The organism is Ruegeria sp. BG10 (assembly GCF_056538575.1).
This window is the reverse complement of sequence record NZ_JBQFTI010000001.1, coordinates 429,046-455,461: the sequence shown is the minus strand read 5'-3', so window position 1 is coordinate 455,461 and position 26,416 is coordinate 429,046. Positions and strand designations below refer to the sequence as shown.

General features: G+C 60.3%; 26 protein-coding genes and 3 tRNA genes. 15 read left to right on the top strand and 14 right to left on the bottom strand.

The annotated features are described in order from the left end of the window. Positions 1-67: 67 nt before the first annotated feature. Positions 68-292 carry a DUF1127 domain-containing protein gene (locus tag ACR0D8_RS02225; protein ID WP_475158948.1) on the top strand — a complete coding sequence of 75 codons (225 nt, stop codon included), beginning with the start codon at positions 68-70 and terminating at the stop codon, positions 290-292. A gap of 409 nt (positions 293-701) precedes the next feature. Here the strand turns inward: ACR0D8_RS02225 and ACR0D8_RS02220 are convergent, their stop codons facing one another. Next, positions 702-3,095, bottom strand: coding sequence for an ATP-dependent helicase (locus ACR0D8_RS02220; protein WP_480644340.1), 2,394 nt, complete (start codon positions 3,093-3,095; stop codon positions 702-704). A gap of 167 nt (positions 3,096-3,262) precedes the next feature. Here ACR0D8_RS02220 and ACR0D8_RS02215 point away from each other — a divergent pair, with 167 nt between their 5' ends. From ACR0D8_RS02215 to ACR0D8_RS02185, 7 genes are all read left to right on the top strand, one after another. Continuing rightward, on the top strand, positions 3,263-5,062 hold the full coding sequence (locus ACR0D8_RS02215) for a diguanylate cyclase (RefSeq protein WP_480644338.1): 1,800 nt from the start codon (positions 3,263-3,265) through the stop codon (positions 5,060-5,062). A 39-nt stretch (positions 5,063-5,101) separates the two neighbouring features. Next, entirely contained in the window at positions 5,102-6,259 is a 1,158-nt protein-coding gene (locus ACR0D8_RS02210; RefSeq protein ID WP_480644337.1) for an alpha-hydroxy acid oxidase, read from the top strand. 124 nt (positions 6,260-6,383) lie between these two features. Then, complete coding sequence (locus tag ACR0D8_RS02205; protein WP_480644335.1) at positions 6,384-9,821, top strand: pyruvate carboxylase; 3,438 nt, start codon at positions 6,384-6,386, stop codon at positions 9,819-9,821. 81 nt (positions 9,822-9,902) lie between these two features. Next, a complete protein-coding gene (locus tag ACR0D8_RS02200) occupies positions 9,903-10,286 on the top strand; it encodes an MAPEG family protein (RefSeq protein WP_480644333.1) in 384 nt (127 codons plus the stop codon). 350 nt (positions 10,287-10,636) lie between these two features. Next, positions 10,637-10,711, top strand: a tRNA-Gly gene (locus ACR0D8_RS02195). A gap of 33 nt (positions 10,712-10,744) precedes the next feature. After that, positions 10,745-10,819 (top strand) — tRNA-Gly (locus tag ACR0D8_RS02190). Between the two features lie 83 nt (positions 10,820-10,902). Continuing rightward, positions 10,903-11,769 (top strand): GNAT family N-acetyltransferase, encoded by an 867-nt coding sequence (locus ACR0D8_RS02185; RefSeq protein WP_480644332.1) that lies wholly within the window; start codon positions 10,903-10,905, stop codon positions 11,767-11,769. Here the strand turns inward: ACR0D8_RS02185 and ACR0D8_RS02180 are convergent. Continuing rightward, positions 11,766-12,005, bottom strand: coding sequence for an Lrp/AsnC family transcriptional regulator (locus ACR0D8_RS02180; RefSeq protein WP_074735480.1), 240 nt, complete (start codon positions 12,003-12,005; stop codon positions 11,766-11,768). The genes ACR0D8_RS02185 and ACR0D8_RS02180 overlap by 4 nt on opposite strands. A 154-nt stretch (positions 12,006-12,159) precedes the next feature. On the opposite strand from ACR0D8_RS02180, the gene hisB reads away from it, so the two are divergent. Together hisB and hisH are read left to right on the top strand one after the other, a co-directional pair. Continuing rightward, the gene (gene hisB, locus ACR0D8_RS02175; protein WP_480644331.1) at positions 12,160-12,747 is read left to right on the top strand and encodes an imidazoleglycerol-phosphate dehydratase HisB; all 588 of its coding nucleotides are present in this window, start codon (positions 12,160-12,162) and stop codon (positions 12,745-12,747) included. Then, positions 12,748-13,386, top strand: coding sequence for an imidazole glycerol phosphate synthase subunit HisH (hisH, locus tag ACR0D8_RS02170; RefSeq protein WP_480644329.1), 639 nt, complete (start codon positions 12,748-12,750; stop codon positions 13,384-13,386). 4 nt (positions 13,387-13,390) lie between these two features. Here hisH and ACR0D8_RS02165 read toward each other — a convergent pair whose 3' ends face one another. Then, entirely contained in the window at positions 13,391-13,792 is a 402-nt protein-coding gene (locus ACR0D8_RS02165; protein ID WP_480644327.1) for a DUF2147 domain-containing protein, read from the bottom strand. Between the two features lie 134 nt (positions 13,793-13,926). On the opposite strand from ACR0D8_RS02165, the gene hisA reads away from it, so the two are divergent. Further along, positions 13,927-14,646: a 1-(5-phosphoribosyl)-5-[(5-phosphoribosylamino)methylideneamino]imidazole-4-carboxamide isomerase gene (gene hisA, locus ACR0D8_RS02160; protein ID WP_480644326.1), complete on the top strand. Its 720-nt coding sequence runs from the start codon at positions 13,927-13,929 to the stop codon at positions 14,644-14,646. On the opposite strand, the gene ACR0D8_RS02155 is transcribed toward hisA, so the two are convergent. Further along, entirely contained in the window at positions 14,647-15,093 is a 447-nt protein-coding gene (locus ACR0D8_RS02155) for a DUF302 domain-containing protein (RefSeq protein WP_480644324.1), read from the bottom strand. Between the two features lie 118 nt (positions 15,094-15,211). Between ACR0D8_RS02155 and hisF the strand changes: the two genes are divergently transcribed. From hisF to ACR0D8_RS02140, 3 genes are all read left to right on the top strand, one after another. Continuing rightward, a complete protein-coding gene (hisF, locus tag ACR0D8_RS02150; protein ID WP_480644322.1) occupies positions 15,212-15,973 on the top strand; it encodes an imidazole glycerol phosphate synthase subunit HisF in 762 nt (253 codons plus the stop codon). Further along, the gene (locus ACR0D8_RS02145) at positions 15,970-16,287 is read left to right on the top strand and encodes a phosphoribosyl-ATP diphosphatase (RefSeq protein ID WP_480644320.1); all 318 of its coding nucleotides are present in this window, start codon (positions 15,970-15,972) and stop codon (positions 16,285-16,287) included. Before hisF ends, ACR0D8_RS02145 begins: the two co-directional genes overlap by 4 nt. Positions 16,288-16,361: 74 nt before the next feature. Further along, complete coding sequence (locus tag ACR0D8_RS02140; protein ID WP_480644318.1) at positions 16,362-16,928, top strand: hypothetical protein; 567 nt, start codon at positions 16,362-16,364, stop codon at positions 16,926-16,928. 4 nt (positions 16,929-16,932) lie between these two features. On the opposite strand, the gene ACR0D8_RS02135 is transcribed toward ACR0D8_RS02140, so the two are convergent. From ACR0D8_RS02135 to rlmB, 4 genes are all read right to left on the bottom strand, one after another. Then, complete coding sequence (locus ACR0D8_RS02135; RefSeq protein WP_480644316.1) at positions 16,933-17,403, bottom strand: CoA-binding protein; 471 nt, start codon at positions 17,401-17,403, stop codon at positions 16,933-16,935. Between the two features lie 198 nt (positions 17,404-17,601). Then, positions 17,602-18,054 (bottom strand): YHS domain-containing (seleno)protein, encoded by a 453-nt coding sequence (locus tag ACR0D8_RS02130; protein ID WP_480644314.1) that lies wholly within the window; start codon positions 18,052-18,054, stop codon positions 17,602-17,604. 107 nt (positions 18,055-18,161) lie between these two features. Next, positions 18,162-18,476, bottom strand: coding sequence for a hypothetical protein (locus ACR0D8_RS02125; RefSeq protein ID WP_480644313.1), 315 nt, complete (start codon positions 18,474-18,476; stop codon positions 18,162-18,164). Next, positions 18,457-19,230 carry a 23S rRNA (guanosine(2251)-2'-O)-methyltransferase RlmB gene (rlmB, locus tag ACR0D8_RS02120; RefSeq protein ID WP_480644311.1) on the bottom strand — a complete coding sequence of 258 codons (774 nt, stop codon included), beginning with the start codon at positions 19,228-19,230 and terminating at the stop codon, positions 18,457-18,459. Before rlmB ends, ACR0D8_RS02125 begins: the two co-directional genes overlap by 20 nt. Before the next feature lie 116 nt (positions 19,231-19,346). Between rlmB and ACR0D8_RS02115 the strand changes: the two genes are divergently transcribed. Beyond that, positions 19,347-19,430 (top strand) — tRNA-Tyr (locus tag ACR0D8_RS02115). A gap of 33 nt (positions 19,431-19,463) precedes the next feature. Here the strand turns inward: ACR0D8_RS02115 and ACR0D8_RS02110 are convergent. The 6 genes from ACR0D8_RS02110 to ACR0D8_RS02085 form a co-directional block, all read right to left on the bottom strand. After that, complete coding sequence (locus ACR0D8_RS02110; protein WP_480644310.1) at positions 19,464-20,585, bottom strand: alanine racemase; 1,122 nt, start codon at positions 20,583-20,585, stop codon at positions 19,464-19,466. After that, on the bottom strand, positions 20,582-21,829 hold the full coding sequence (locus ACR0D8_RS02105) for a D-arabinono-1,4-lactone oxidase (protein WP_480644309.1): 1,248 nt from the start codon (positions 21,827-21,829) through the stop codon (positions 20,582-20,584). The genes ACR0D8_RS02110 and ACR0D8_RS02105 overlap by 4 nt, the downstream gene beginning before the upstream one ends. A gap of 88 nt (positions 21,830-21,917) precedes the next feature. Beyond that, positions 21,918-22,439, bottom strand: a complete 522-nt coding sequence (locus ACR0D8_RS02100) for a DUF2478 domain-containing protein (protein WP_480644307.1) — start codon at positions 22,437-22,439, stop codon at positions 21,918-21,920. A gap of 73 nt (positions 22,440-22,512) precedes the next feature. Continuing rightward, entirely contained in the window at positions 22,513-23,178 is a 666-nt protein-coding gene (locus ACR0D8_RS02095) for an NnrU family protein (protein WP_480644305.1), read from the bottom strand. Positions 23,179-23,298: 120 nt separating this feature from the next. Further along, the gene (locus ACR0D8_RS02090; RefSeq protein ID WP_480644302.1) at positions 23,299-25,365 is read right to left on the bottom strand and encodes an ABC transporter permease; all 2,067 of its coding nucleotides are present in this window, start codon (positions 25,363-25,365) and stop codon (positions 23,299-23,301) included. Next, complete coding sequence (locus ACR0D8_RS02085) at positions 25,362-26,411, bottom strand: quaternary amine ABC transporter ATP-binding protein (protein ID WP_480644301.1); 1,050 nt, start codon at positions 26,409-26,411, stop codon at positions 25,362-25,364. Before ACR0D8_RS02085 ends, ACR0D8_RS02090 begins: the two co-directional genes overlap by 4 nt. Positions 26,412-26,416: the final 5 nt, after the last annotated feature.

Sequence of the window (26,416 nt, the reverse complement as noted above, 5' to 3'; positions counted from 1 at the left end):
CACTTATTTTCAGTCTCAAGCAAACGCCGGACACACCGGCAGCAACACAATAATACGGGTTACGCAAATGGCTGTAGCAACACATCAGACCGCGCTCAAAGGCGCTCCGACAACCGGCCTGGCTTCGCTGATCGAGGCTGCAAAGACCCGGTTCGCCCGCTATCGCGTCTATCGCCAGACGGTCAGCGAATTGTCCGAACTGTCGGATCGCGAACTGGCCGACCTTGGCCTGCACCGCTCGATGATCCGTCGTCTGGCGCAGCAGGCGGCCGAAGAACATTTTGCGCACTAAGCGCAACACCACATAACCGAGATCAGGTCCTTCCTCCTCCCTTAAGGACCTGTATTTCAGCGGCGGCATCTCTCCTCCTCCCTGATGTCGCCGCCCCTTATACCGGCCATGGACGCCGGACACGAACACACCGGGTATTCCTCCTCCCTTTCCCGGTGTTGAAAGTGCGCGGCGACGTCTCTCCTCCTCCCTGACGTCGCCGCGTCTTCCTCATACCGGGATCAGACCCGGGTTCGGATACATCGGGGCTCTCCTCCTCCCTGCCCTGGTGTTGAAAAGAACGGCGGTTCCCCTCCTCCTCCCTGGGAACCGCCGTTTTTGTTTTCACGGACAAAGAAATGGGCGCCTCGGCCGGTGCCGGGCGCCCCAGAAAGGGCAGAGCATGTGCCGCCAGGCACATTCGATTTGACTAAAAGGGCACGTCGTCCTTGGCTGACAGGAACCGCGAGACGACTTTCTTGACCCCTGCCTTGTCGAAATCGACCTCGACCTTGTCCCCCTCGATACCGATCACCGCGCCATAGCCGAATTTCTGGTGAAACACGCGCTCGCCCAGTGTGAAGCTGGCGACTGCCGTGGCGTCGATCACCGTATTGCGGCTTTCGCGTGGCTGAGAGGTTCCATACTGCCCCTGCCGCGCCTGCATCCGTTTCCACCCGGGCGAGTTATAGACATTTGCCTCTGCCGCGCGGGTTTCGATACTGGCCGCATGCTGTCCCCCGCCGTAAAGCCCCGGGGGCGTCAAAACCTCAACATGGTCTTCGGGCAATTCATCGATGAAGCGCGACGGCATCGAGTTCTGCCACTGCCCGAATACCCGTCTGTTGGCGGCAAAGGAAATCGTGCAGACCTCTTCCGCCCGGGTGATGCCGACATAGGCCAGCCGCCGTTCCTCTTCCAATCCCTTGATTCCGGATTCGTCCATCGACCGCTGCGAGGGGAACAGCCCGTCCTCCCACCCCGGCAGGAACACAGCGGGAAACTCCAGCCCCTTGGCCGCATGCAGCGTCATGATCGAGACCTTGGCCCCGTCGCCCTCCTGCTCATTGTCCATGACCAGGCTGACATGCTCCAGGAACCCCTGCAGATTTTCGAAATTGTCGAGCTGATTGACCAGTTCCTTGAGGTTTTCCAGCCGCCCCGGTGCCTCGGGTGTCTTTTCGTTCTGCCAGTGCGCGGTATAGCCGGATTCGTCCAGAACGACTTGTGCCAGTTCGATATGCGATATTTCAGGCTCGCCGAACCGCAGGGGGGCACCGTCATCAATCACCGACTCGTCGTCGACCTCAAGCCGTGGCCCGCGCGTCATCGCGTTCCACCGCGCCAACCCGTCAATCAACTCGCGCAGCGCCTTGCCGCCCTTGCCCTTGATCAGCCCGTTGTCGACCGCGATTCGCGCGCCGTCGACCAGAGACACCCCATTTTCCCGCGCCGTCATCTGAATCGTCTGCTGCGCCTTGTCGCCAAGGCCGCGTTTGGGCGTATTCACAATCCGCTCGAAGGCCAGATCGTCTCCGGGGCTGACCACCAGCCGGAAATAGGCCATGGCATCGCGAATCTCCATCCGCTCATAGAACCGCGGGCCGCCGATCACCTTGTAGGGCAGTCCGATGGTCAGAAACCGATCTTCGAATGCGCGCATTTGATGAGAAGCGCGCACGAGGATGGCGATTTCATCGAGATTCATCTGACGAATTCCGCGTGTGCCCCCCTGTAAGGCATCAATTTCCTCACCGATCCAGCGGGCCTCTTCCTCGCCATCCCAATGACCGATCAGATGGACCTTGTGCCCCTCTTCCGCTTCGGTCCACAACTCCTTGCCCAGACGGCTTTCATTGCCGCGAATGACATTCGACGCGGCCGCCAGAATATGCGGGGTCGAGCGATAGTTCTGCTCCAGCCGCACCACGAAGGCGCCGGGGAAATCCTTTTCGAACCGCAGGATGTTGCCCACTTCGGCCCCGCGCCAGCCATAGATCGACTGATCGTCATCGCCCACACAGCAGATGTTCTTATGCGCCCCGGCCAGCAGGCGCAGCCAGAGGTATTGGGCAACGTTGGTATCCTGATATTCATCCACGAGGATGTAGCGGAACCAACGTTGATATTGCTCCAGCACATCCTGATGGGTCTGGAAGATAGTGACCATATGCAAAAGCAGGTCGCCGAAATCCACCGCGTTCAGTTCCCGCAGGCGGGTCTGGTACTGAGCGTATAGCTCGATACCCTTGTCGTTATAGGCCCCGGCATCCGCAGCAGGCACCTTGTCCGGCGTCAGCGCGCAGTTCTTCCAATCGTCGATAATCCCGGCCAGCATCCGTGCAGGCCAGCGTTTATCGTCGATTTTGGCGGCCTGGACCAGTTGCTTGAGCAGGCGCAACTGATCGTCGGTGTCCAGAATGGTGAAGTTTGATTTGAGATCCACCAGCTCTGCGTGGCGACGCAACAGCTTGACACAGATCGAGTGGAAGGTGCCCAGCCACGGCATCCCTTCTGCCGGCTGTCCCAGCAGGCGGCCGACACGCTCCTTCATCTCGCGCGCGGCCTTGTTTGTGAAAGTGACCGACAAAATCTCGTTCGGGCGTGCCCGGCCGGTACTCAGCAAATGCGCAATACGGGCAGTCAGGGCCTTGGTTTTACCCGTCCCCGCACCGGCCAGCATCAGTACCGGGCCGTCCAGACGCTCAACCGCTTCACGCTGCGCCGGGTTCAACTCGTCCAGATAGGGCGTCGGGCGCGTCGCCATCGCCCGCGCGGACAGCGATGCGCCTTCAAAGGCGTCCATTTCGTCATAACTGCTCATGGGTCCAAACTACGCCGGATGCGCGCCGAGGGAAAGAGTTTGTTCACGGCTTGTTCACAAGGGTTTTGCATGGTTTCAGCTTAATTCTAAACAAACGCGCCATCGCCGTTAACTCCCCGTAAAACCTTACCAAAGATGCTTGACCCAAAGCTGTGGGAGCGCGGGAAATGAAACAGAATGACATAAAGGGCCGGACATCGGGCCTGAAAACCGCGGGCATCTCGCTGATGCTGGTGGCGCTGACGGTGCTTGCGGGATGGGGGATCTACGCAATACCGGCGCCGGTGGTCGACCGGATGCTGGAATCGGATCTGCGGCACCGTGCGGCGCAACTGAATCAGCAGGTCGCAACCCATCTTCACGACGTTGAGGCCACATTTGGACACGGCATTCTGGACGAACACGATCAGGAGTTTCTGGAGCTTTTGCCAGAAACCACGGACATCTACCGTTTCAAACTGTTCGATGCATCCGGGCGTGTGTTCTGGTCAACCCGCAAGGCGGATGTCGGGTCGGTGAACGCCAACCCCTATTTCAAAGAGGTCATTGCCACAGGGAATATGTACTACAAGCACGAAGAAAAACCGATCTCCGAGGTTCGGTCTTTCGACATGGAGAGTATGGAGGCCAGCGGCAAGAAAACCTGCCATGTGGCCGAGATATATACCCCGGTCATCAAAGACGGGCGGTTTCTGGGCGCGATTGAGTTCTATTCGGACATCACGCCACAACGGGACCTGTTCATCACCCGTGTGCGGCTATCTCTGACAGTGCTTTGCGCGGTGTCGCTGCTGGCGCTGACGGCGGTTATTCTGGTGATCCATCGGACGAATCGTCGGCAGGTGCGCGATCTGCGCATCCGCGCCGCCAAAGAACGCGAGTTGATGGATGACCAGCTTCGCCTTGCACGTGAGGTTCGGTTGCTGGGCGAGTTGAACGAATGGCTGCAATCCAGCCGGTCTCTGGACGAACTGTTCGACATGGTTTCGCGGTTCATGACCCATATCCTGCCCGAGGCGGAAGGCAGCGTTTATGTCTACTCGAATTCGCGGGACGTTCTGGACGGCTGCGCCAGCTGGAACGGAGGAACACATAAGGCGCATATACACCCCGAAGGCTGCTGGGGTCTGCGACGGGGCCGGACCTATGAATACGGGGCGTCCGAGATCGACTTTGTCTGCGAACATGCAGAACCGCATGACGGGCGGCCCTATTTCTGTTTCCCTATTCTGGCCCATGGCGAAACCGTTGGATTGCTGCACCTGCGCGCCCACGAAGGCACCGACGACTCGTTTCACGCCAGCAAGAAACTGGCGCAGCTCTGCGCCGAACAAATCAGCATGGCAATCGCAAATGTGCGGATGCGGGATCAGTTGCACGATCAGTCGGTCCGGGATCCCTTGACCGGGCTGTTCAACCGCCGGCACATGACCGAAACCCTGCGCAAAGCCATCAGCCGCAGCCAGCAAACCGGCGCACAGCTGAGCCTGATCGCCGTGGATGTCGATCACTTCAAAAAGTTCAACGACACGCATGGGCATGACGCCGGGGACATGGTTCTGCGGGCCGTGGGTTCGGCGCTGGAACAAGGTTGCGACCGGGACGAGGTTGCCTGTCGCATCGGCGGTGAGGAGTTCATGCTAATCCTGCCGGACAACACGCCGGACGACGCGATGACGCGAGCTGAACAGCTGCGCCAGGCGGTCGAGGCGGTCACGGTCCGCTATGGCGAAAAATCGCTGCCGCGTATCACGATCTCGGTTGGCGTGGCCCATTACCCGGCGCATGGGACCATGCCACAGGATTTGATGCGCGCCGCAGATGACGCGCTGTACACAGCCAAAGACAAAGGGCGCAACCAGGTGCAGGCTGCCCGGTCGGTTTCTGCGGCAATTCCAGAGGCCGAAAGGACCAAACGGAGGCCTGCGCAACCGCCTAACGCGGCCCCGCCTGCACCAGCGGCCTGAAATCCTTGCAGAATCGCGTGGCAGGTCGGATCAATTCACATGGACCTGCACAGTACATTCCCCGGCATTGCCGATCTGAAACGCCGCGCGCGGCGCAGAATCCCGCATTTCGTCTGGGAGTATCTGGCCAGCGGCACCGGCAACGAAGCCACTCTGCACCGCAACAGGGACGCGCTGGACCGTATCGGATTCCTGCCCTCGATCCTGCATGGACCAATCAACTGCGATACCAGCACGCGGTTTCTGGGCCAGGACTACCCGCTGCCTGTTGGCATGGCGCCCATCGGAATGTGCGGGCTGATCTGGCCCGACGCGGAAAAACTGCTGGCGCGGGCCGCCGCCGCAGCGGGATTGCCCTATGTCCTGTCGACGGTGGCGAGCCAAAGCCCCGAGGAAATGGCCCCTTTTCTAGGCCCAAACGCCTGGTTTCAGCTTTACCCTCCGAGAGACCCCAATATCCGCAAGGACATTCTGAGCCGCGCAAAATCGGCGGGGTTCTCGACGCTCATCCTGACCGCTGACGTCCCTGTCGCATCCCGGCGCGAGCGGCAGACTCGCTCGGGCCTGACCAACCCGCCGCGACTGATCCCAAGGCTGCTCTTGCAAGTTGCGCAAAGACCCGGATGGGCTCTGGGAATGGCGCGGCGCGGTATGCCGAGAATGCGGACTCTGGACAAATACATCGACGGCAATAGCGCCCTGCCGCCGACCGCTCATATCGGATACCTGCTGCGAACCTCGCCGGACATGGAATATGTAAAGTGGCTGCGGGATGCGTGGGACGGTCCGTTTGTCTTAAAGGGCGTGATGCGGGCCAAGGACGCCGAGCTGCTGCAACAGGCGGGCGTCGACGCGCTCTGGGTTTCGAATCATGGGGGCCGGCAATTCGATGGCGCGCCGGCCAGTATCGAGGTGCTTCCGGCGATCCGCGGAGCGACGAACCTGCCGCTGATTTTTGACAGCGGCATCGAAGGCGGCCTTGATGTTCTGCGCGCCAGGGCGTTGGGAGCTGATTTTGTTATGCTTGGGCGGGCTTTCCTGTATGGTCTTGCCGCATTGGGCGCGCGCGGACCGGCCCATGTCATCGATATTCTGCGGCAGGATATGACGGCGAATATGGGACAGCTGGGCGCGGAAACGCTGGATCAGTTGCCACCGATCGAGACACTGATTGATGCCGCAACGCAGCACGTATAGAAAGATAGCGCTAACAGAAGGCGTTTGCGAGCGTTAACATGCCGGTTCTACCCAGAACGACTGATATACGAGCGCGTATTGTCCGCCTATGAACACGGCCAAACAAGTAGGACCGGGACCTGACATGACCGACTTCAACAAGATCCTGATCGCCAATCGCGGCGAGATTGCCATTCGCGTGATGCGCGCAGCCAATGAGATGGGAAAACGCACCGTTGCCGTCTTTGCCGAGGAGGACAAGCTGGGCCTGCATCGTTTCAAGGCGGATGAGGCATATCGCATTGGCGAAGGGATGGGGCCGGTTGCCGCCTATCTTTCGATCGATGAAATCATCCGCGTGGCTAAAGAATGTGGTGCAGATGCGATCCACCCGGGCTATGGCCTGCTGTCCGAGAACCCGGATTTCGTGGATGCCTGCGTTCAGAACGGCATTACCTTCATCGGCCCCAAGGCAGAAACCATGCGCGCCTTGGGTGACAAGGCCAGCGCCCGGCGCGTCGCCATCGCGGCCGGTGTGCCGGTAATCCCTGCGACCGAGGTACTGGGCGACGACATGGACGCGATCCGCAAGGAAGCTGCCGAAATCGGTTATCCCCTGATGCTGAAGGCTTCCTGGGGCGGCGGTGGACGCGGTATGCGCCCGATCCAGTCCGAGGATGAACTGGAAGAAAAGGTGCTGGAAGGCCGCCGAGAGGCCGAAGCCGCGTTCGGCAATGGCGAGGGGTATCTGGAAAAGATGATCACCCGCGCCCGCCATGTCGAGGTACAGATCCTCGGCGATAAACATGGCGAGATCTATCACCTCTACGAACGCGATTGCTCGGTCCAGCGCCGCAACCAGAAGGTCGTGGAACGCGCCCCTGCCCCCTATCTGTCCGAAGAACAGCGCACCGAGATTTGTGAGCTGGGCCGGAAAATCTGTGCTCATGTGAACTATGAATGCGCGGGCACGGTCGAGTTCCTGATGGATATGGAAACCGGCAAGTTCTACTTCATCGAAGTGAACCCGCGCGTGCAGGTTGAACACACCGTCACCGAGGAAGTCACCGGCATCGACATCGTTCAGGCGCAGATTCTGATCGCCGAGGGGAAATCCCTGGCCGAGGCCACCGGCGCGGCCAGCCAGGCTGACGTGCAACTAAATGGCCACGCCCTGCAAACGCGGATCACCACCGAGGACCCGCAGAACAATTTCATCCCCGACTATGGCCGCATCACCGCTTATCGTTCGGCCACCGGTATGGGCATCCGCTTAGATGGCGGTACGGCCTATGCGGGCGGGGTGATCACGCGGTATTACGACTCGCTGCTGACCAAGGTCACCGCCTGGGCCCCCACGCCTGACAAGGCGATCAGCCGTATGGACCGGGCCCTGCGCGAGTTCCGCATCCGCGGCGTCAGCACCAATATCGACTTTGTCATCAACCTGCTGAAACATCCCACATTCCTGTCGAACGAATACACAACCAAGTTCATCGACACGACGCCGGACCTGTTCACCTTCAAGCGTCGCCGCGACCGGGGCACCAAGGTGCTGACCTATATTGCCGACATCACGGTGAACGGGCACCCGGAAACCAAGGACCGGCCCGAGCCGCGTGCCGATCTGAAAGAGGCCAAGCCCCCCGCGCTGAAGGCCGAACCCCAGATGGGAACCCGCAACCTGCTGGAGCAGAAAGGCCCGCAGGCCGTGGCCGACTGGATGAAAGCGCAGCGGCAGTTGCTGATCACTGACACCACCATGCGCGACGGGCATCAGTCGCTGCTGGCGACCCGGATGCGGTCGATCGACATGATCAAGGTGGCACCCAGCTATGCCGCGAACCTGCCGCAGCTTTTCAGCGTCGAATGCTGGGGCGGCGCGACCTTCGACGTGGCCTATCGCTTTTTGCAGGAATGCCCGTGGCAACGCCTGCGCGACCTGCGCGAGGCGATGCCGAACCTGATGACGCAGATGCTGCTGCGCGGCGCAAATGGGGTTGGCTACACCAACTATCCCGACAACGTGGTGCGCGAATTTGTACGTCAGGCGTCGCACAACATCGACGTGTTCCGAGTATTTGACTCGCTGAACTGGGTCGAAAACATGCGCGTCGCGATGGATGCGGTCGTTGAGAACGGTAAAATCTGCGAAGGCACCGTTTGTTACACCGGCGATATCCTTGATCCGGACCGCGCAAAGTATGACCTGAAATACTATGTCGGCATGGCCAAGGATCTGCGCGATGCAGGTGCACATGTGCTGGGCCTCAAGGACATGGCGGGACTGCTGAAGCCGGCTTCCGCCAAGATCCTGATCCGGGCTCTGAAGGAAGAGGTCGGTCTGCCGATCCATTTCCACACGCATGACACGGCGGGCATCGCCAGCGCGACCATTCTTGCGGCCTCTGAGGCCGGCGTGGATGCGGTAGACTGCGCGATGGACAGCTTCAGCGGCAACACCAGCCAGGCGACGCTGGGCACCGTGGTCGAGGCGCTGCGCCATACCGAGCGGGACACCGGGCTGGACATCAAGGCAATCCGCGAAATCAGCGACTATTTCGAGGCGGTGCGTGGCCAATACGCAGCCTTCGAATCCAGCCTTCAGGCCCCGGCGTCCGAGGTCTATCTGCACGAGATGCCCGGCGGTCAGTTCACCAACCTCAAGGCGCAGGCGCGTTCGCTGGGGCTGGAGGAACGCTGGCACGAGGTGGCGCAGATGTATGCCGATGTGAACCAGATGTTCGGCGATATCGTCAAGGTGACGCCATCCTCGAAGGTTGTCGGCGACATGGCGCTGATGATGGTCAGCCAGAACATGACCCGCGCGCAGGTCGAAGACCCGGATACCGATGTGGCCTTCCCCGACTCGGTGGTCGACATGATGCGCGGCAACCTGGGTCAGCCTCCGGGCGGGTTCCCCGACACGATCATCAAGAAGGTGCTGAAGGACGAGGCCCCGAATACCGCCCGCCCCGGCAAAGATGTGCCCGCCGTGGATCTTGAGGCCACCCGGACCGAGTTGTCGCAGCAGTTGGAAGGCAAAGAGGTCGATGACGAGGATCTGAACGGATATCTGATGTATCCCAAGGTGTTCCTGGATTACATGGGCCGCCATCGGACCTATGGCCCTGTGCGTACCCTGCCCACGCGCACGTTCTTCTATGGCATGGAGCCCGGTGAAGAAATCACCGCCGAGATCGACCCGGGCAAGACGCTGGAAATCCGCTGTCAGGCCATTGGCGATACTGACGAAAAGGGCGAGGTCAAAGTCTTCTTTGAACTCAACGGCCAGCCCCGTGTGATCCGCGTTCCGAACCGGCTTGTAACATCGACCACACAGGCACGGCCCAAGGCCGAGGCCGGCAACGCGAACCACGTAGGCGCACCGATGCCCGGTGTTGTGGCCACCGTTGCCGCGGTGGCGGGGCAAGAAGTCAAGGAAGGTGATCTGCTGCTGACCATCGAAGCGATGAAGATGGAAACCGGCATCCATGCCGAACGCGACGCAGTGGTCAAAGCCGTCCATGTCCAGCCCGGCGGTCAGATTGACGCAAAGGACCTTCTGGTCGAACTGGAATAACCGGCCTAAACTTCTACGATTAACAGGGCCGCTCGGACAACCGGGCGGCCCGTTTTTTGGCACCGCGGAGGGACACAGGCCATGCTGACTATCACACCGATTTATGCGGCTTTGCTGGCAATTCTGTATGTTGCGCTCAGCGTCCGGGTCATCTTCCAGCGACGCGACGACAAGATTTCCTATGGCGACGGCGGCAGCTCAGCCATGCTCAAGGCGATACGGACGCATTCCAATTTCGCCGAGTATGCCCCTTTTGCGCTGCTCCTGATTGCCATGGCAGAACTGCAGGGCGCCGGCGGTTGGCTGGTCAATCTGCTGGGCCTTGGGATTCTCAGCGGGCGGGTGTTGCATGCCTATGGTTTCGGAAAGACCCCGCAGATCGTGATTCTGCGTCAGGCGGGCATGTCGCTGACCTTCGCAACGCTTCTTATCGCAGCCCTCGCGAACCTGGCGCTGGCCTTTTAGCCGGTCAAATAGCATTCGCGCTGCCGGCCCGAACCCGCAGGGCTGAGATCGATCACCCCTTCTGAACCTCGGTGGCAACTTCTTGCGGGGGTATCCAAACCTGTGTGGCCGACGCGTCAGCCCTGTCGGGTTTGTGCGAAAGGACCGTGGCGACCGCCATTAGCCCAACCAATAGTATGATTTTGTTTCGTTCCCTTGGTTTCACCGGCGGCCTCCAACAGCTTTCCTGCGTTTGGTGTTAGAACGGTGACCGCAAGGATTTCCGTCGCAAAAAAGAAATTTGCCTAAAGATGCGTTTTTCCCCTTGCAGCTTTGCGCCAGAATTTATACTTCACGCCTCACTCAACGGCGCGGGCGTAGCTCAGGGGTAGAGCATAACCTTGCCAAGGTTAGGGTCGGGCGTTCGAATCGCCTCGCCCGCTCCATTGAGAGGTCTTCGGACCAACATAGTATCTGATGCGGGCGTAGCTCAGGGGTAGAGCATAACCTTGCCAAGGTTAGGGTCGGGCGTTCGAATCGCCTCGCCCGCTCCAGATACTACCTTCCTCAAACATTGCTGGTTTGTTGGAATATGTTGCGCCATGTTGGGGGCGCCACAGTATTCAGGACTTTGCTTATGCCGGATTATTCCATTCGCCCCCTGACGGCCACCGAACTTCAACACGCCGTGGATTGGGCGGGGCGGGAAGGCTGGAATCCGGGTGTGCATGACGCTGAATGCTTTCGCTCCACCGACCCCGAAGGTTACCTTGGCGGGTTTCTGGACGATGATATGATCGCATCCGTGTCGGCCGTGAACTACGATGACGCGTTTTCCTTTTTGGGTTTTTACATCGTCCGGCCAGAATTTCGGGGTTCGGGCCACGGCTGGGAGATTGCAAAACAGGCCTTTGCCCATTGCGAAGGGCGCAATATGGGGCTGGATGGAGTTGTCGAGCAGCAGGACAACTACCGAAAGTCCGGCTTTACCTTCGCCTACAACAATTACCGCTTTGGCGCGACGGTCAGGGACATCCTGCCGAAACTGGGCCAGGTTCTGGGCAACGGTGTCACCCAGCTTGACGAGGCCCATGAGGCGCTGAAGCGATATGATCGCAAGCTGTTTCCAGCCCGCCGCGACGCCTTTCTGGACAGTTGGCTAAGCGCGGCCCGCCATATCTCGCGGCTATATACCGAAGAGGGTCGGATCAGGGGCTATGCCACGTTGCGCCCTTGCCTGTCGGGATTCAAAGTCGGGCCGTTGTTTGCCGATGACGCGGGTATCGCGCAGGCCTTGCTGGCTAGCCTTTTGGCGGCCGTTCCGGCCGATCACGGCGCGCAGCAGGTGTTTATCGACATGCCACAGCCAAACAACGCCGCCTTTGCGATGGCGGCGCAACTTGGGATGGATAAGGTGTTCGAAACGGCGCGCATGTATTCCGACTATGAGCCGGACATCGACCTGAACCGAATCTTCGGGGTCACCACGTTTGAGCTGGGCTAGAATGCCTTGAACGTCATCGTGGTCAGAGATCGTTCGATATTCGGAATCACCAGCAAGTTTTCGTTGATGAAATGGCCCACATCATCGGTTTCGGGAATATAGAGTTTCAGCAGCAGGTCGTATTCGCCGCTGGTCGAGTAAAGCTCGGAATGGATTTCGCGCAGGGCGATCTCTTCCGCGACCTTGTACGTGGTGCCGGGTTTGCAGCGGATCTGGATGAAGACACAGGTGGACATGGGTCTGACCTTGTTGATTGAGTTGCCGGCAGGCTGGCATGGTGCGCGCGCCTGCGCAATCCCCTGCAACAGTTTGCCGTGAATGCCACGCTTGGTCTGGATATGGCAGGCGATCCCCGTCTATAAGCGCCCCTGTAGCAAAAGGAATTCGCCCATGCGCAGCGCAAAGATCAGCCGCAAGACCGCCGAAACCGACATTTCGGTCGAGGTCAATCTGGACGGCACCGGCCAGTATGACAATCAGACCGGCGTTGGCTTCTTTGACCACATGCTGGACCAGCTTGCGCGGCATTCGCTGATCGACATGACGATCCGGGCCAAGGGCGACTACCACATCGACGATCACCACACGGTCGAAGATACCGGCATCGCGCTGGGTCAGGCATTGACGCAGGCCCTGGGTGATAAAAGGGGTATCCGTCGGTATGGCGAATGCCACCTGCCCATGGATGACGCGCAGGTGCGTTGCGCGCTGGATCTGTCGGGCCGTCCGTTCCTGATCTGGAACGTCGATTTGCCGACACCCAAGATCGGCGCGTTTGACACCGAACTGGTGCGCGAGTTCTTTCAGGCGCTCAGCACCCATGGCGGCATTACGCTGCATATCGACCAGTTACACGGTTTCAACAGCCACCACATTGCCGAGGCCGCGTTCAAGGCCGTTGCCCGCGCGCTGCGACTGGCCGTGGAAACAGATCCGCGCAAGGCGGATGCAATTCCGTCGACCAAGGGCGCGCTGTAGATGCTGACTGCCATTATCGACTACGAGAGCGGTAACCTGCACTCGGCCGAAAAGGCGTTTCAGCGTATGGCGCGCGAGGTGGGCGTGGGCCAGGTTGTCGTAACCTCGGACGCTGATGTTGTTGCGCGGGCGGATCGCCTTGTGCTGCCCGGTGACGGGGCTTTCCCGGCCTGCGCTGCCGAGCTGCGGGGCCACAAGGGCATCTACGACGCCATGGTCGAGGCGGTCGAACAGAAGGGCCGACCCTTTCTGGGGATTTGTGTCGGGATGCAGCTGATGGCCTCAACAGGTCACGAATACAGCGAAACCGACGGGCTGGGCTGGGTTGCCGGGGATGTTGTCAGGATCAAGCCCTCGGACAGCGCCCTGAAAGTGCCGCATATGGGCTGGAACGATCTGGTTCTGGAAAGCGTTCACCCTGTCTTTGACGGGGTGACCTCAGGCGATCACGCCTATTTCGTCCACTCCTACCATTTCCGGGTGACCGATCCGGCGCAGCGTCTGGCTTATGTGGATTATGGGCAGGAAGTCACGGCCGTGATCGGCCGCGACACGATGGTTGGAATGCAGTTTCACCCCGAGAAAAGCCAGGATGTGGGCCTGCGTATGATCGGGAATTTCCTGACCTGGACGCCCTGAGCGGTTACTGTACCCGCGTCCAGTCCTGCCCGCGGCAGACAAGCCCACCGGCAACACAGCCCTTGACGGTCAGCTTGTTCTGGCTGTCCAGTGTCATTTTCGAGCTGTAGGTCTTGTCCCGGTCCGGGGCCCAGATCTTGCCGCCGCTGTAGTTGCCGCCGCCATCGGGCACCATGTCCCAGATGATCTGTTTGCCAAGGTTTTCATATTCCAACTGCTCATTTCCGTCTTTGTCAAAGGCGGTATCGATGGTGCCGCAAATCGCGCTACCGCATTCCGAAATCGAGACGTGCAGATAGCCGCCGGTATCGCCTGGCTGAGTTTTCCAAAGTCCGTCAACCGGGTCGGCCGCGTATGCGCTGGTTGCCAAGGCTGCGAAAGCTGCAGCGAGCGTAAGTTTCTTCATAGTATCCTCCCTGTTTGAAAGTCACTCTGGCCCGCTGGTGAACTTCGGGCAAGATTGACTTTGCGTCGCGTTGCATCCCCTGCCCGGCTTGTGCGATATCCCGCTCGGACAATACTCAGATAAGGCCGTCGCACATGATCCTTTACCCCGCCATCGACCTCAAAGACGGGCAGGCCGTGCGCCTGCTGCGTGGTGAAATGGACCAGGCAACCGTGTTCAACGACGATCCGGCCGCCCAGGCCCGCGCCTTTGTCGATGCCGGGTGCGAATGGCTGCATCTGGTGGACCTGAACGGTGCCTTTGCCGGCGAACCGGTCAATGCCACCCCGGTCGAGGCGATTTTGAAGGCGTGCGACGTACCGGCCCAGCTTGGCGGCGGCATCCGGGACATGGCCACGATCGAGACATGGATCGAAAAGGGTCTGGCGCGGGTGATTCTGGGCACCGTCGCGGTCGAGAACCCTGATCTGGTGCGTGAGGCGGCCAAAGCCTTCCCCGGCAAGGTCGCCGTGGGGATCGACGCCCGCAACGGCATGGTCGCCACCAAAGGCTGGGCCGAAGAGACCGACGTTCAGGTCACCGATCTGGCCCGCAGCTTTGAGGACGCAGGCGTGGCTGCGATCATATATACCGACATCAACCGCGATGGCGCGATGCAGGGCCCGAATATCGAGGCCACCGCTGCGCTGGCCCGCGCTGTCTCGATCCCCGTCATCGCCTCGGGAGGTGTCAGTTCGCTGGAGGACCTGATTGCCCTGCGAGACTGTGGCGTGGACCTGAACGGTGCGATTTCAGGGCGCGCGCTTTATGACGGCGCAATCGACCTGGCTACGGCCATTCGCGCCCTGAGTTGATCATTCCGCCGCAACAGAGGTCAGCTTTGCCAGCGCGCCGCGCATCTTCTCGATGACCGGGGAGTTTTCGACATCGTCTAGCTCGTCCATGGTCTCTTTGGGGTCTTCATAGGCCAGCCACACCAGACCATCGGCATCCTCATAGGCCTGAACCTTCAGCGGCAGAAACAGACCGGCGCGCGGGTCGATCTGCATGGCCGGGGTTCCCAGCGCCGGGTTGCCGAAAATCAGCACCTGATTGGCCGGAATGGTTTGACCGACCTTTTCCGCGCCGGCGGCATGATCTATGCGGGCAAAGACGGTCGCACCGGCATTGCCGACCGCGGCCTCAAGCGCGTCCAGCGCCTCGGACACGGATTTGTTGGTCTGGACTTTGATGATGTCGTCGGCCATGGCGGACAGTGCCCCTGTGAATGTCAGAATTATTGCCAGTATCAGTTTGCGCATATCGGAATTCCTTCTGTGAATTTCACCTCAGTTTTCACAGCTTTGAGCGCGTGGGCAATCACAAGTCTGGCATCGGCGGGGCTTTGCCGGTAGAGGTGCGGCCAACAAAGGAAGGCCGATGCTGAAAACCCGTATCATTCCCTGTCTGGACGTCGCCGATGGCCGCGTGGTCAAAGGCGTGAATTTCGTTGGCCTGCGCGACGCGGGCGATCCCGTTGAATCGGCCAAGGCTTATGATGCGGCCGGTGCCGATGAGATTTGTTTCCTGGACATCCACGCCACTCATGAAAACCGGGGCACCATGTTTGACGTGGTGCAGCGCACGGCCGAGCAATGCTTTGTGCCCCTCACAGTGGGCGGCGGAGTGCGTGCCAAAGATGACGTGCGCGCCCTGCTGCTGGCGGGGGCGGACAAGGTCAGCTTTAACTCGGCCGCAGTGGCGAACCCGGATGTGATTGCCGAGGCGGCGGATCAGTTCGGAAGCCAGTGCATCGTCTGCGCTATCGACGCCAAATCCGTCAGCCCGGGCAAGTGGGAAATCTTTACCCATGGCGGGCGCAAACCCACAGGTATCGACGCGGTGGAGTTTGCCCGAATAGTCGTCGCCAAGGGGGCCGGAGAAATTTTGCTGACCTCAATGGATCGCGATGGCACCAAGGCCGGATTCAACCTGCCATTGACCCGCGCCATCTCGGATGCCGTGGACGTGCCGGTGATCGCGTCGGGGGGTGTTGGCAATCTGGACCATCTGGTCGAGGGCGTGACCAAGGGCGGGGCCAGCGCAGTGCTGGCTGCCTCAATCTTTCATTTCGGCGAATACACCATCCGCGAGGCCAAGGAACACATGGCCGCTGCTGGTATTCCAATGAGGCTGACATGAGCATTCTTCACGAACTGGCGGCGACTATTGCGGACCGCAAAGAGGCCGATCCGGAATCCAGTTGGACCGCCAAGCTTTTGGCCAAGGGCCCCGAGAAATGCGCCGAAAAATTTGGTGAAGAAGCCGTCGAGGCCGTTATCGAGGCGGTCAAGGGCGACAAGGCGGGGCTCACGTCCGAGGCTGCGGATGTGCTTTACCACCTGCTTGTCATGCTGGCCGCGCGCGATGTGGAACTGGAGGATGTGCTGGCCGAACTGGCACAGCGGCAAGGCATGAGCGGCATCGCTGAAAAGGCCGCGCGCCCGAAGGGTTGAGCAGGCGGGTTCCGTCCTGAAACCTTGCATTGTATAGTTGCGAACCGATGTGACAGGGATCGAAGGACGCGGGAATGATCAGAGCTCTGGCCTGTTTGCTTGCCGTTTTGACGTTTGCGGCGTGTTCAGTCCCGCCCCCCTCTACCGGAGACGAGGTTCAGCGCCTGGCAAGCGAAATCCGCGGCCTCGGCCCTGACATCGACCCCGAAGAAGCTGACCGCGCCGCCCGCATCGCCTATTCCTATACCGCGCAACTTGCACAGGAATACGAAATCACCGACCCGCCACTGATCCACAACGCCAAGGTAAACAAGGGCATGCGCCCGCGTGGTCTGTGCTGGCACTGGGCCGAGGACATTGAAAGGCGACTGGATCTGGAAGGGTTTCAGACGCTTGAGATGCACCGCGCCATCGCCAATGCGGACAACCCGTTTCGCATTGACCACAGCACCGCCATCATCAGCCGGAAGGGTGAGACGATGTATGACGGCGTGGTTCTGGACCCGTGGCGCTATGGCGGGGTCCTGTTCTGGTCGCCGCTGGTTGAGGACACAAAATACGACTGGGTACCGCGCGATGTCGTTCTGGAAAAACGGCGGCTGGAACAGGTCGCCCGGTTGAAACCACTGCCTGCCCCGTGACCGGTTACAGCTTGGATGAGATCACCCCGGTCGCGAACCCGCCCATGCGCAACTCGCCAAACAACCGCTGGTATTCGATCTTGGGGCACCGGTTCATGACAACATCTATGCCCTTTGCCTGCGCGGCTGCCGCAGCCTGAGGGTGTTCGACGCCAATCTGCATCCAAATCGTTTGCACCCCGGTCAAGGCGGCCAACGCTTCGTCGACGATGGGTGGAACGGCCTCGGACCTACGGAAGATGTCCACCATATCAACGGGTTCCGTGATATCCGACAGGGATGCCTGCACCGTTTGGCCAAACAACTCGGTCCCGGCATGGCCCGGGTTCACCGGAATGACCTTGTATCCTTTCAGCGACAAATACCGCGCGACGTAATAGCTGGGCCGCACCGGATTCATCGAAACGCCAACCACGGCCACAACCTTGGTGCGTTGAAGGATATCCCTGAGAAACGTATCGGAATAATCTGGCATAAGCGCACCCTAGGCCGTACGCACAAAAGAAAAAAGCGCCCAGGTCGTACCTGAGCGCCAGTTGTTGGAACGAGGGACAGTGAAATGACCCGCGGCAGTTCCGTTCCGCGGTCACTGTGACATTTAAGCACGAGTTCAGAGAAAAAAAGAGGGTGCGCGCATTTTTGTGATGACAGATCGCAAAAAGCGGAGCTTCGCCTATTCTTCGTAAAGGATGACGGGCCAGTGGGCCTCGGCCATGCGGATGTACTCGTCAGGTGCGCCGCGCCACATTCGTTCGACCGCATGCGAGTGGGTCAGATAAAGCCTGCCGTCCACAACCTGCCAGGCGGTCGGGTCCGTGCTGACCAGCCTGCCCTGCGCCATGGCGTAGGCGCAGTAGCCGCCGAACTGCGGGGCGAAAGCACGCGGGTTACGCTCGAACGCGTCGCGATTTTCGGCCGAGGCGAAATGCCACTCGGCCCCCTTCCAGACGATCGCAATATCGGGTTCGCCCCGAACCGGCGTGTCGCCCGAAAAATAAGACACCGCATCATACCCGGCCATCGCGGCGCCGTCTGTTTCAAAGTAAACGGGCATGTCTTGCGCATAGGCAGAAGGGGCAAATGCAGCGGCAGCCACCGCAGCCAGCAGGAAACGTCGGGTCAGCATCTGTATTTCACGTTCGAAGTCATCAGAGTACCAAAAATGCAATTTTTGCAGCCAGGTGTAACCCTGCTTAACGTGGTTGTGATCGCCTGTGTCGCCGGATCGCCGCCTCAGTCGAAGATGTCATCTATCACATCCCAGGCTTCGTCCAGAACGCGCGAGAAGACGCCCTTTTTCTTCTTCTGCTTCTTTTTCTTATACGAGGCTGCGGCCTTCGTAGTGTCACGCTTGCCATTGGCCTCGGACAGTTTGCGTTTTGGCACCATCTTGAGATCGTGCAGAGGCGCCCCGCAACTGGAGCAACTGAGTTCGTGCCGTTGCTGCCCTTTCAGAACAAGGGCGGCGCGGGTTCCGCAATAGCAACATGTGGCGATTTTGGACGGGCTGGAAATGGCTCTCTCCTGTCTATCTGTGCCGGGAAGCATATAAGGCGATTGCGGCAGCATTTGAGACGTTCAGCGACCCAAACCCTCCGGCTGCGTCGATTTTCACCAGTTGGTCAACGGTTTCCTTGGTCTTTTGCCGCAGGCCCGGCCCTTCGGCACCCAGCACCAGGGCAACAGGGCGGTCCAGTTTTCCGCCCATTGCCGTTTCGATGGTATCGTCCGCCTCACCGTCCAGACCAAGCACCAGAAAACCCATATTCTGCAACTCAACGATTGCGTCGGCCAGATTTCGAACGCGCAGATAGGGTTGCCGCTCCAGCGCGCCGCTGGCTGTCTTTGCCAATGCGCCCGTTTCCGGGGCCGAGTGGTGCCGCGTGCCGATCACCGCACTTGCGCCCAGCACTTCGGCTGAGCGCAGAATCGCTCCGACATTGTGCGGATCGGTCACCCGGTCCAGCAATATGACCCGCGGATGCACGCGCCCGATGCAGTTTTTAGCCAAGCCGCCCCAATCCAGCGGCTTGACCTCAAGCGCCGCACCCTGATGGACAGAGCCCGGATCAATTGGAGCAGAGAATTTGCGGGGATCGACCATTTCGGCCTCAACCCCCGCAAATTCAATGGCTTCTGTCAGCTTGTCCCTTGCATTACGCGTTACGACCAGACGCAGCTTCTGCCGATTTGGGTTCATCAGCGCATCGCGCACGGCGTGCAGTCCGAACAGCCAGACAGTCTCGGATGCGGCAGCTTTGCGTGCCTGTTCCTTTTCCACGACCCACTTGGGTTTCTTCATTTCCTGGGCCTCCGGGCCGGCAAATAGGTTTCCTGCGTCAAAGCCGTATTTTCCTGTTGACGCTCGTTTAGAGCGCTAGTAATCACGCCTCCACGTCAGGTGCAACGCCTGACAGTGGGCGACAGGCCGCAAGGTGTGGCAGGGGACTGTAACTCCCTCGCGGAGACGCACGCCTGGTTCGATTCCAGGGTCGCCCACCATCTTTTCCAGATGGTGACAAAGTGCAACCGCCGTTAACTCGGCAGGCATTGCCATTCTGCGATCACCTGCCCGTTCCTGACCGCCAGCATCCGTCCGAACTGATTCAGCACGGCCTCGCTTTGTGTCGGGCGCAGCAACGCGATATCGCCCGCTGTGACATTGGCCAGACGGGGACCGGCCCAAACCTCCTGATTGCTGGAACGTCCAAAGACCATGGAATAGCCGAACCCGTCCGGGTACGCGGGGTGCGCCAGAAAATGCCCGCCAAAGACGGCGAGGTCGGTCTTGTTCCGACGCAGAAAATCCAGCCCCGGAAGCGGGTTGCCCGGCATGACCTTCAAAACCGGCGTCGCGATAAAGGCCGCAGGCAGAAAGCCCCGAGTCGAAACGTGGTCAAATTCTGCGGGCTTTACCAGTACCGATCCAAAGGCCACTTCGGTAGCAAGCCCATCCGCAGGGTATGATTGAAAGGTCAGGCTACCGCCCGTGTTCAGACACAATCCTTTCCCGGCCATCGGCAGGCCGGAAATCGCGCGCCGGAAAGCACCTTCGCAGGATCGCGTCGCGCGCTTGCGCAATAGTCGCGGCAGCTTGGCCAGATGGGCCTCGTACCCCATCACGCCGGACAGGCGCGCATGGGGACTGGCGTCAATCTCAGCCGCGATCTCTGTCACCTGCTCTGGCCTGAACCCGCCGCGATGCAACCCGACATCAACCTCCAGCGACAGCCGCAGCGCAGATTGCCGGTCTGCCGCAAGTGCCAGATAGTCTCGCAGGCGATCGGGCGTGTCGATCAGCCATTGAACCCGCGCCGCGGAATCCGGACAGGCCGCAAGAACCCGCGCGGCGGACCTGACAGGCAGGGGTTTGCCGATCAGGTGATCGGTTCCAGCCTCGGCCGTCAACAATGCCTGCAACATCGGTTCCGAGAACGTCATCAGTCCCGACGTCAGTATCTGCGCGCGGATGTGATTCAGAAGCGGCAGGCAGGGCAAGGATTTGGCGACCAGACGCCGGTCGGGCCCGGCCACTGCGCCCGCCAAAGCCATTGCACAGTTTGCATCCAGACGATCCAGATCGACCACGGTGATCGGCTGGTCCACCCCATAGGCGCGCAGCGTTTCGGACAGGGATTGAAGATACGTCCGGGTCATGGCCGAAACATTCTTGCCAGTGCAGGTGTCAGGAACTTGCCACCGGGGTCCAGGTGTTCGCGCAACGTACAGAACCGGTCGAAATCCGGGTACAGTGCCGACAGATGCTTGTAGGTGAGGCTGTGCATTTTGCCCCAATGCGGGCGCCCTCCGGCTTCGACCAGCAATGGTTCGATGGCCGAGAAATATCGCCTGTGATCCTCCGAAGCGTCGCTGTGGATGGCGATTGAGATGCGCGGGCCACCCTGAAATGGCGACAGGCAGGCCGTGTCGCCAGCAGTCTGGCGCACTTCGATGGGAAAATAGATGTCATTGTGGTCACAGTGCAGGCGGTTCAGCACCTCTTTCAGAACGTCACAGGCCACATCGGGCGGCAGGTGATATTCCATCTCGTTAAAGCGGATATGGCGGTCGCTGCACAACACGCGCCAGCTTTCGCCGACATAGTCCTCATCTGACTGCGCAAGGGTCAGAAGCTTTAGCAGAACACCGCGCAACCCTTTGCTGACCCGTCCCGCATTGCGCGCCAGTTTCAGCACCTTGACAGCTATCATGTCCAGATCGCGCGGCGCCCGTGTTTCCGCCGCTTCGGTTACTTCGTGCCGGATTTCCACCGCCTTGCCAGTGAAAGGGATATAGAAGAACTCGAAGTTTCGGTTTTTCGCCCACTTCCTGTGCATGGTGGCCAGAGTGTCCTCAAGCGGGGCCAACCGGACCTGGCGGCGCAGATTGTATTTCGGGACAACGGTAATCTGTGCCTCGGTCAGGACACCCAGCATCCCCAGCGTAACCTGCGCCATTTTCAATGGGATGTCCTGCGTGGACAGCATTTCGCCACCTGCGCCAATCATCCGAAAATCCGAGATTTCAGCCGCCAAACAAGGCAGCTTCTGCCCGGTGCCATGCGTTGCGGTCGAAGCGGCCCCCGCCAGTGACTGGACGTTGATGTCGCCCAGATTACGAAAGGCCAGGCCCTGATCCGCCAGCGCCGACGACAAATCGCGCAATCGCGCGTTCGCATTGACCCAGACCCGATCACCGTCGATCTCGCCCAGCGTTGGCAGGTCCAGTCTCGACAGGTCCAGAATCCTGTCGCCACCTGCAACGATGGGCGTGAACGAATGCCCGGCCCCGACCACCCGCAGGCTTTGCGGCTGCGCAACTGCCTGTTGAAGTTCGGCCATCGAAACAGGGCGCGTGACCGCCGTATCCGCATGCTGGTTTCCGGCCCAATTTGACCACATATACAATCTCCTCCGGGGTCAGAGGATTGCAGCACATGTGTCTGAAAACAAGACAGGATTTCAGCAGCTTACCCCACGGGAACCTGGATCAGGCTGCCGCTGCGCGCAATGCGGTGACCCGGTCGAACCACGCGACAATGGCCTCCGGCTCCGGGGGCAATTGTTCGGCCTCTCCGCCGGTGAATTCCTGAAATTTTTCACTGTTCAGGCCGTTCACACCGACCAGCACCGGGATGTCCTGCGCCAGAGCCTCGGCAATCACGGGACGAAAACCGCGACCGTCGGCTTCGTGTTTGCCGAACTTGTTGACGATCAGCAATTGCGGCGCGTCCGACAGCGACGCGGTCACATATCCCACAGCCCGCTCCAGCGCGGCAGGGTCCAGACGGCACCCGCGCGATTGGGTGCCCAGCGATTGCGATATCCGGATGGTCTCACCTTTGGGCAGAACACGCACGTCCATGTCGCATTTGCTGTTGTCGGCGCATTCAGTGTTGGTCTGAACCACGCCGGCCAGATGCGCACCGGAGGATAGCAGCCGCTCGGCTACAGTGCTCAGCAGGCGGTCGGTTGCGCCGCGATCCGTGGTGGTCACATAAGCCAGATACATCCGCGATATCCTTGTAGTCCGAAATAGTGACATTCCAGATAGCACGCATGATGCGCTCCGACCACTCCCTGCGTTATGGCAATGGTGAAAGGCCGATCACAGGTGCGTGCAGGTGAAGGAGAACAGCAAAGGCACCAATCGACACCAGCCAGACCCAGAGCCGTGGCCAGGGTCGGGGCGCGCGCAGTGACAGGCGCGCCGTATTCCGCGACAGGCGCGTCCACTCGATACCCATGTCCCGCGCCTTGCGACGATCAATCAGTTCCATGCCCATGGCCGCAAAGCCCGCAAACAGGCCGAACAGGATGACGTGCGACAGGCTGCCATTGGCCAACAGATGCGCCGCGGCCCAAAGCATCAGCGCGGCCAGGATCGGATGGCGTGTCGTGCGCAGGATGCCCGGGTTTTCAGGATCGAAAACACGATGCCCCAGACCACCGAAAGAGAACGGGTTCTGGATCGCAAGCCCCGCGACCGCCAGCCAGCATACGACCGGCATGATCAGCAGCGGCGCCCATCGAAAGATGGCAAGCGGCGGGATGACCTCGACATAAGGCGCCCGCGCGGCAGCGATGATCAACCAACCCAACACTGCCAGCGACAGAACGGAATAAGCCGTGAAATAACCCTTGCGCCCCAGCACCCCGATCAGGTGGCCTCGCACGGCGGGGCGCGCCGGGATCGCGTGGCTGAGCAGAAAGGTCACCAAAGCTGCAAAGAACAGACCCCAACCGGACATGGTATTCTCCGAATGATTTTTTGCTGATCTATACCCGGGTGAGCCCGAGTTCCTTGCCCGAAGTCAAGTCGGGTCCGGGTGGGAATACAGGCGGGGCGGACGTACCGCCCCTGCCCTTGTTTACAAGCCCAGCGCCTTGCGTCGTTCTTCGGCGAAGCCCTGCACCATGCGATCCGCGATCAGGGCAAGAATGGCCATTGCGGCACCCGCCGAGATACCCAGCCCGACATCCGCCTGCCCCAGCGCCAGATAAATCGACTGGCCCAGACCGGTGGTGCCGATCAGTGCCGCGATCACCAGCATGGCAAACGCATAAAGGATGGTCTGGTTCAGCCCCAGCAGGATAGTCGGCGCGGCATAGGGTGCGCGCACGTCGCGCATGATCTGCCACTCGGTCGCACCGCTAGAGATTGCAGCCTCCATCATCTCTTCCGGTGTGTTGACCAGACCATGCCGCGTATAGCGGATCATCGGGACGATTGCGTAGGCGCAGATCGCCAGAAAGGCCGAAAACTCGCCGATCTGAAACACCATCAGAACCGGGATCAGGAACACGAACAACGGGATCGTCTGAAGCATGTCGCAGATCGGGCGGACGACTTTCCAGACCGGCTCCCATACTGCGCTGGCAAGACCGATCATGCCGCCGACCACGGCACAGGAAAACACCGCCGCTCCGCTGAGGTAAAGCGACAGCAAGGCGCGCTCCCACAGGCCAGAGACGAGGATGGTGCAAAGCAGCCCTACCGACAGCGCCGCTAGCCGCCAGCCGCCCGCGACCCAACCCAAAGCGGCAGCTCCGGTCAGGACAAAGGGCCACGGCAAATTGGCGATACCGGTTTCCAGAATGCCAATCAGGATCAACAGCACCAGCCCCCCGGTCAGGTGACCGCGCCATGCCATCAGCAGGGCGATTGCGGCGGCGGCTGCGAATAAGCCGAAACTCATGGCCGGGGTCCATTGAAAACCCCATGTGAAGGGCAAAACCGCCTGATCCAGACCGATCCGCAGCGGCAGTAACACATAGAACAGAGAGTTGTTCTTGAGCGCATCCAGCCAGGGGCCGTTGGTCTGCGTGAAGGCGGTCAAACCGCTGTCCACTGCGTCGGCCAACGGGTCTAGCAGTGTCAGTTCCGACGGGTTCGGAAGCCATGCCCAGAAAGCAACCGTGAACAGGGCCGTAAAGCCCAACACGGCCCAGACCACGCGTTGATCGTAACGTTTGCGCTCAGTCGCCAGCGTGCCGCTCATCCGGTCGATCACCACGGCAAAGACCACAATGACCAGACCAGCCAGCAGAGATTCGCCGAACTGCGCCTTGCGCATGGTCAGCAGGACCTCCCACCCGATGTCGTTGAACCCGCCTATGACGGCGGCGATGATCACCATCGATAGCGCAGCCATCAGACATTGGTTCACACCGACCATGATCTGCGTCGCGGCGGCGGGTATTTCGACCTGAAACAGTTGCTGGAACCGCGTGCCGCCGGACATGATCGCGGCCTCTTTGATTTCCGGTTCCACCCGTTCCAGCCCCAGCATCACGTTGCGCGCCATCGGGGGTGCGGCGTAGATGGCGGACGCGATCAGGCCCACCACGGGACCAAATCCAAACAGCAGCAGCAATGGCGTCAGGTAGGCAAAGGTCGGCACCGTCTGCATGACGTCCAGCACCGCCTGAACGAAGGATTTTACCTTTGGCACCTCATTCGCAAGAATACCAATGGCGGCACCGGCGACCAGTGCGACAGGCACCGAAACGGCGACAAGCGCCAAAGTATTCATGCTTTCGGACCAATAGCCCGAGGCCAGCACGAAGCTGAGGCCAAAGAACCCCAGCGCCGCCATCGACAAGCCGCCCAGATACCAGCCCAATGCCGTCACCAGACCGATCAGAACCGGCCAGGGTGTGTTGCCCAGAACATAATTGGCGGCTGCCATCGGATAGGTCATCAGATCGGAAAACAGGCGCATGGCCGGTTTGATGCCGTTCAGGAACCAGTCCAGAAACGCTCCGACCCATTGGGTCGCGGGCAGTTCCCACGCCGCAGGCCACTTGACCAGCCACGGCGCAACGCCTTCCAGCGCCAGACACACCGCGCCGACGATCACCGTGATCAGCGCCGCTTGGGCACCGGCCGTCAGGCGCGCTGCGTGGCCCGAGGGGATGTCCGTGATGGCTGTCATGTTTCATCCACCTGCAACGCGGCGGCCAGATCGGACGGATGAACGTTGCCGACAATATTGCCATGCTCATCCCGCACAGGCACGGGCTCATACAGTTCCATACAATGCGCAAGCGCCGCATCCAGCGTCATTGCCGTCGTCAGACCGGGGTCGTCCGGGCCACATTCCGCCTCGTCCCGCATGACCGAGGCGACCTTGGCGTGCTGACCCTTGGCCACGTCCTTGGAAAACTCACGCACATAATCATCAACCGGGTGCAGTACGATATCCGTAGGCGTGCCGATCTGAACGATCTTGCCATCGCGCATGATGGCGATGCGGTCGGCCAGTTTCAGGGCCTCTTGGATATCATGAGTGATAAAGACGATCGACTTTTTCAACGTCGCCTGAATACGCAGGAACTCATCCTGCAGCTGACGGCGGATCAATGGGTCGAGGGCTGAGAACGGCTCGTCCAGAAACCAGATGTCCGGATTCACGGCAAGACTGCGCGCGATCCCCACACGCTGGCGTTGGCCGCCTGAAAGCTGCCGGGGGAAGCTGTCTTCGCGCCCTTCCAGACCGACCAGAGAGATCACTTCCTGCGCGCGCGCCAAACGTTCTTTTTTGCTCACGCCCTGAACCCGCAGCGGGTATGCCACGTTTTCAGCCACAGTCATATGCGGGAACAGGCCGAAATGCTGGAACACCATGCCTAGCTTTTTGCGCCGAAGATCGGTCAGCACCTTCTTGGATGCACCGATAACGTTCTCGCCATCCACGCGGATTTCCCCGCCCGTACCAGGCAACAGTTGCGAGATACAACGGATCAGCGTGGATTTGCCCGACCCCGACAGCCCCATGATGACGAACAGCTCGCCCTCTCTGACGTCGAAATTTGCATCCTGAACGGCGGGAATGAACCCGTGTTCGCGCAGATCAGTGGCGGCTTGGTCGGCGTCATTCCCTGACCGAGACAGCGCGTCGGTCAGGGCTTTGTCAGCACCGGGGCCAAAGACCTGCCAGAGATTCCGGCAGGCGATGGCTGGTGTCGTTGTGTCGGTCACTTAAG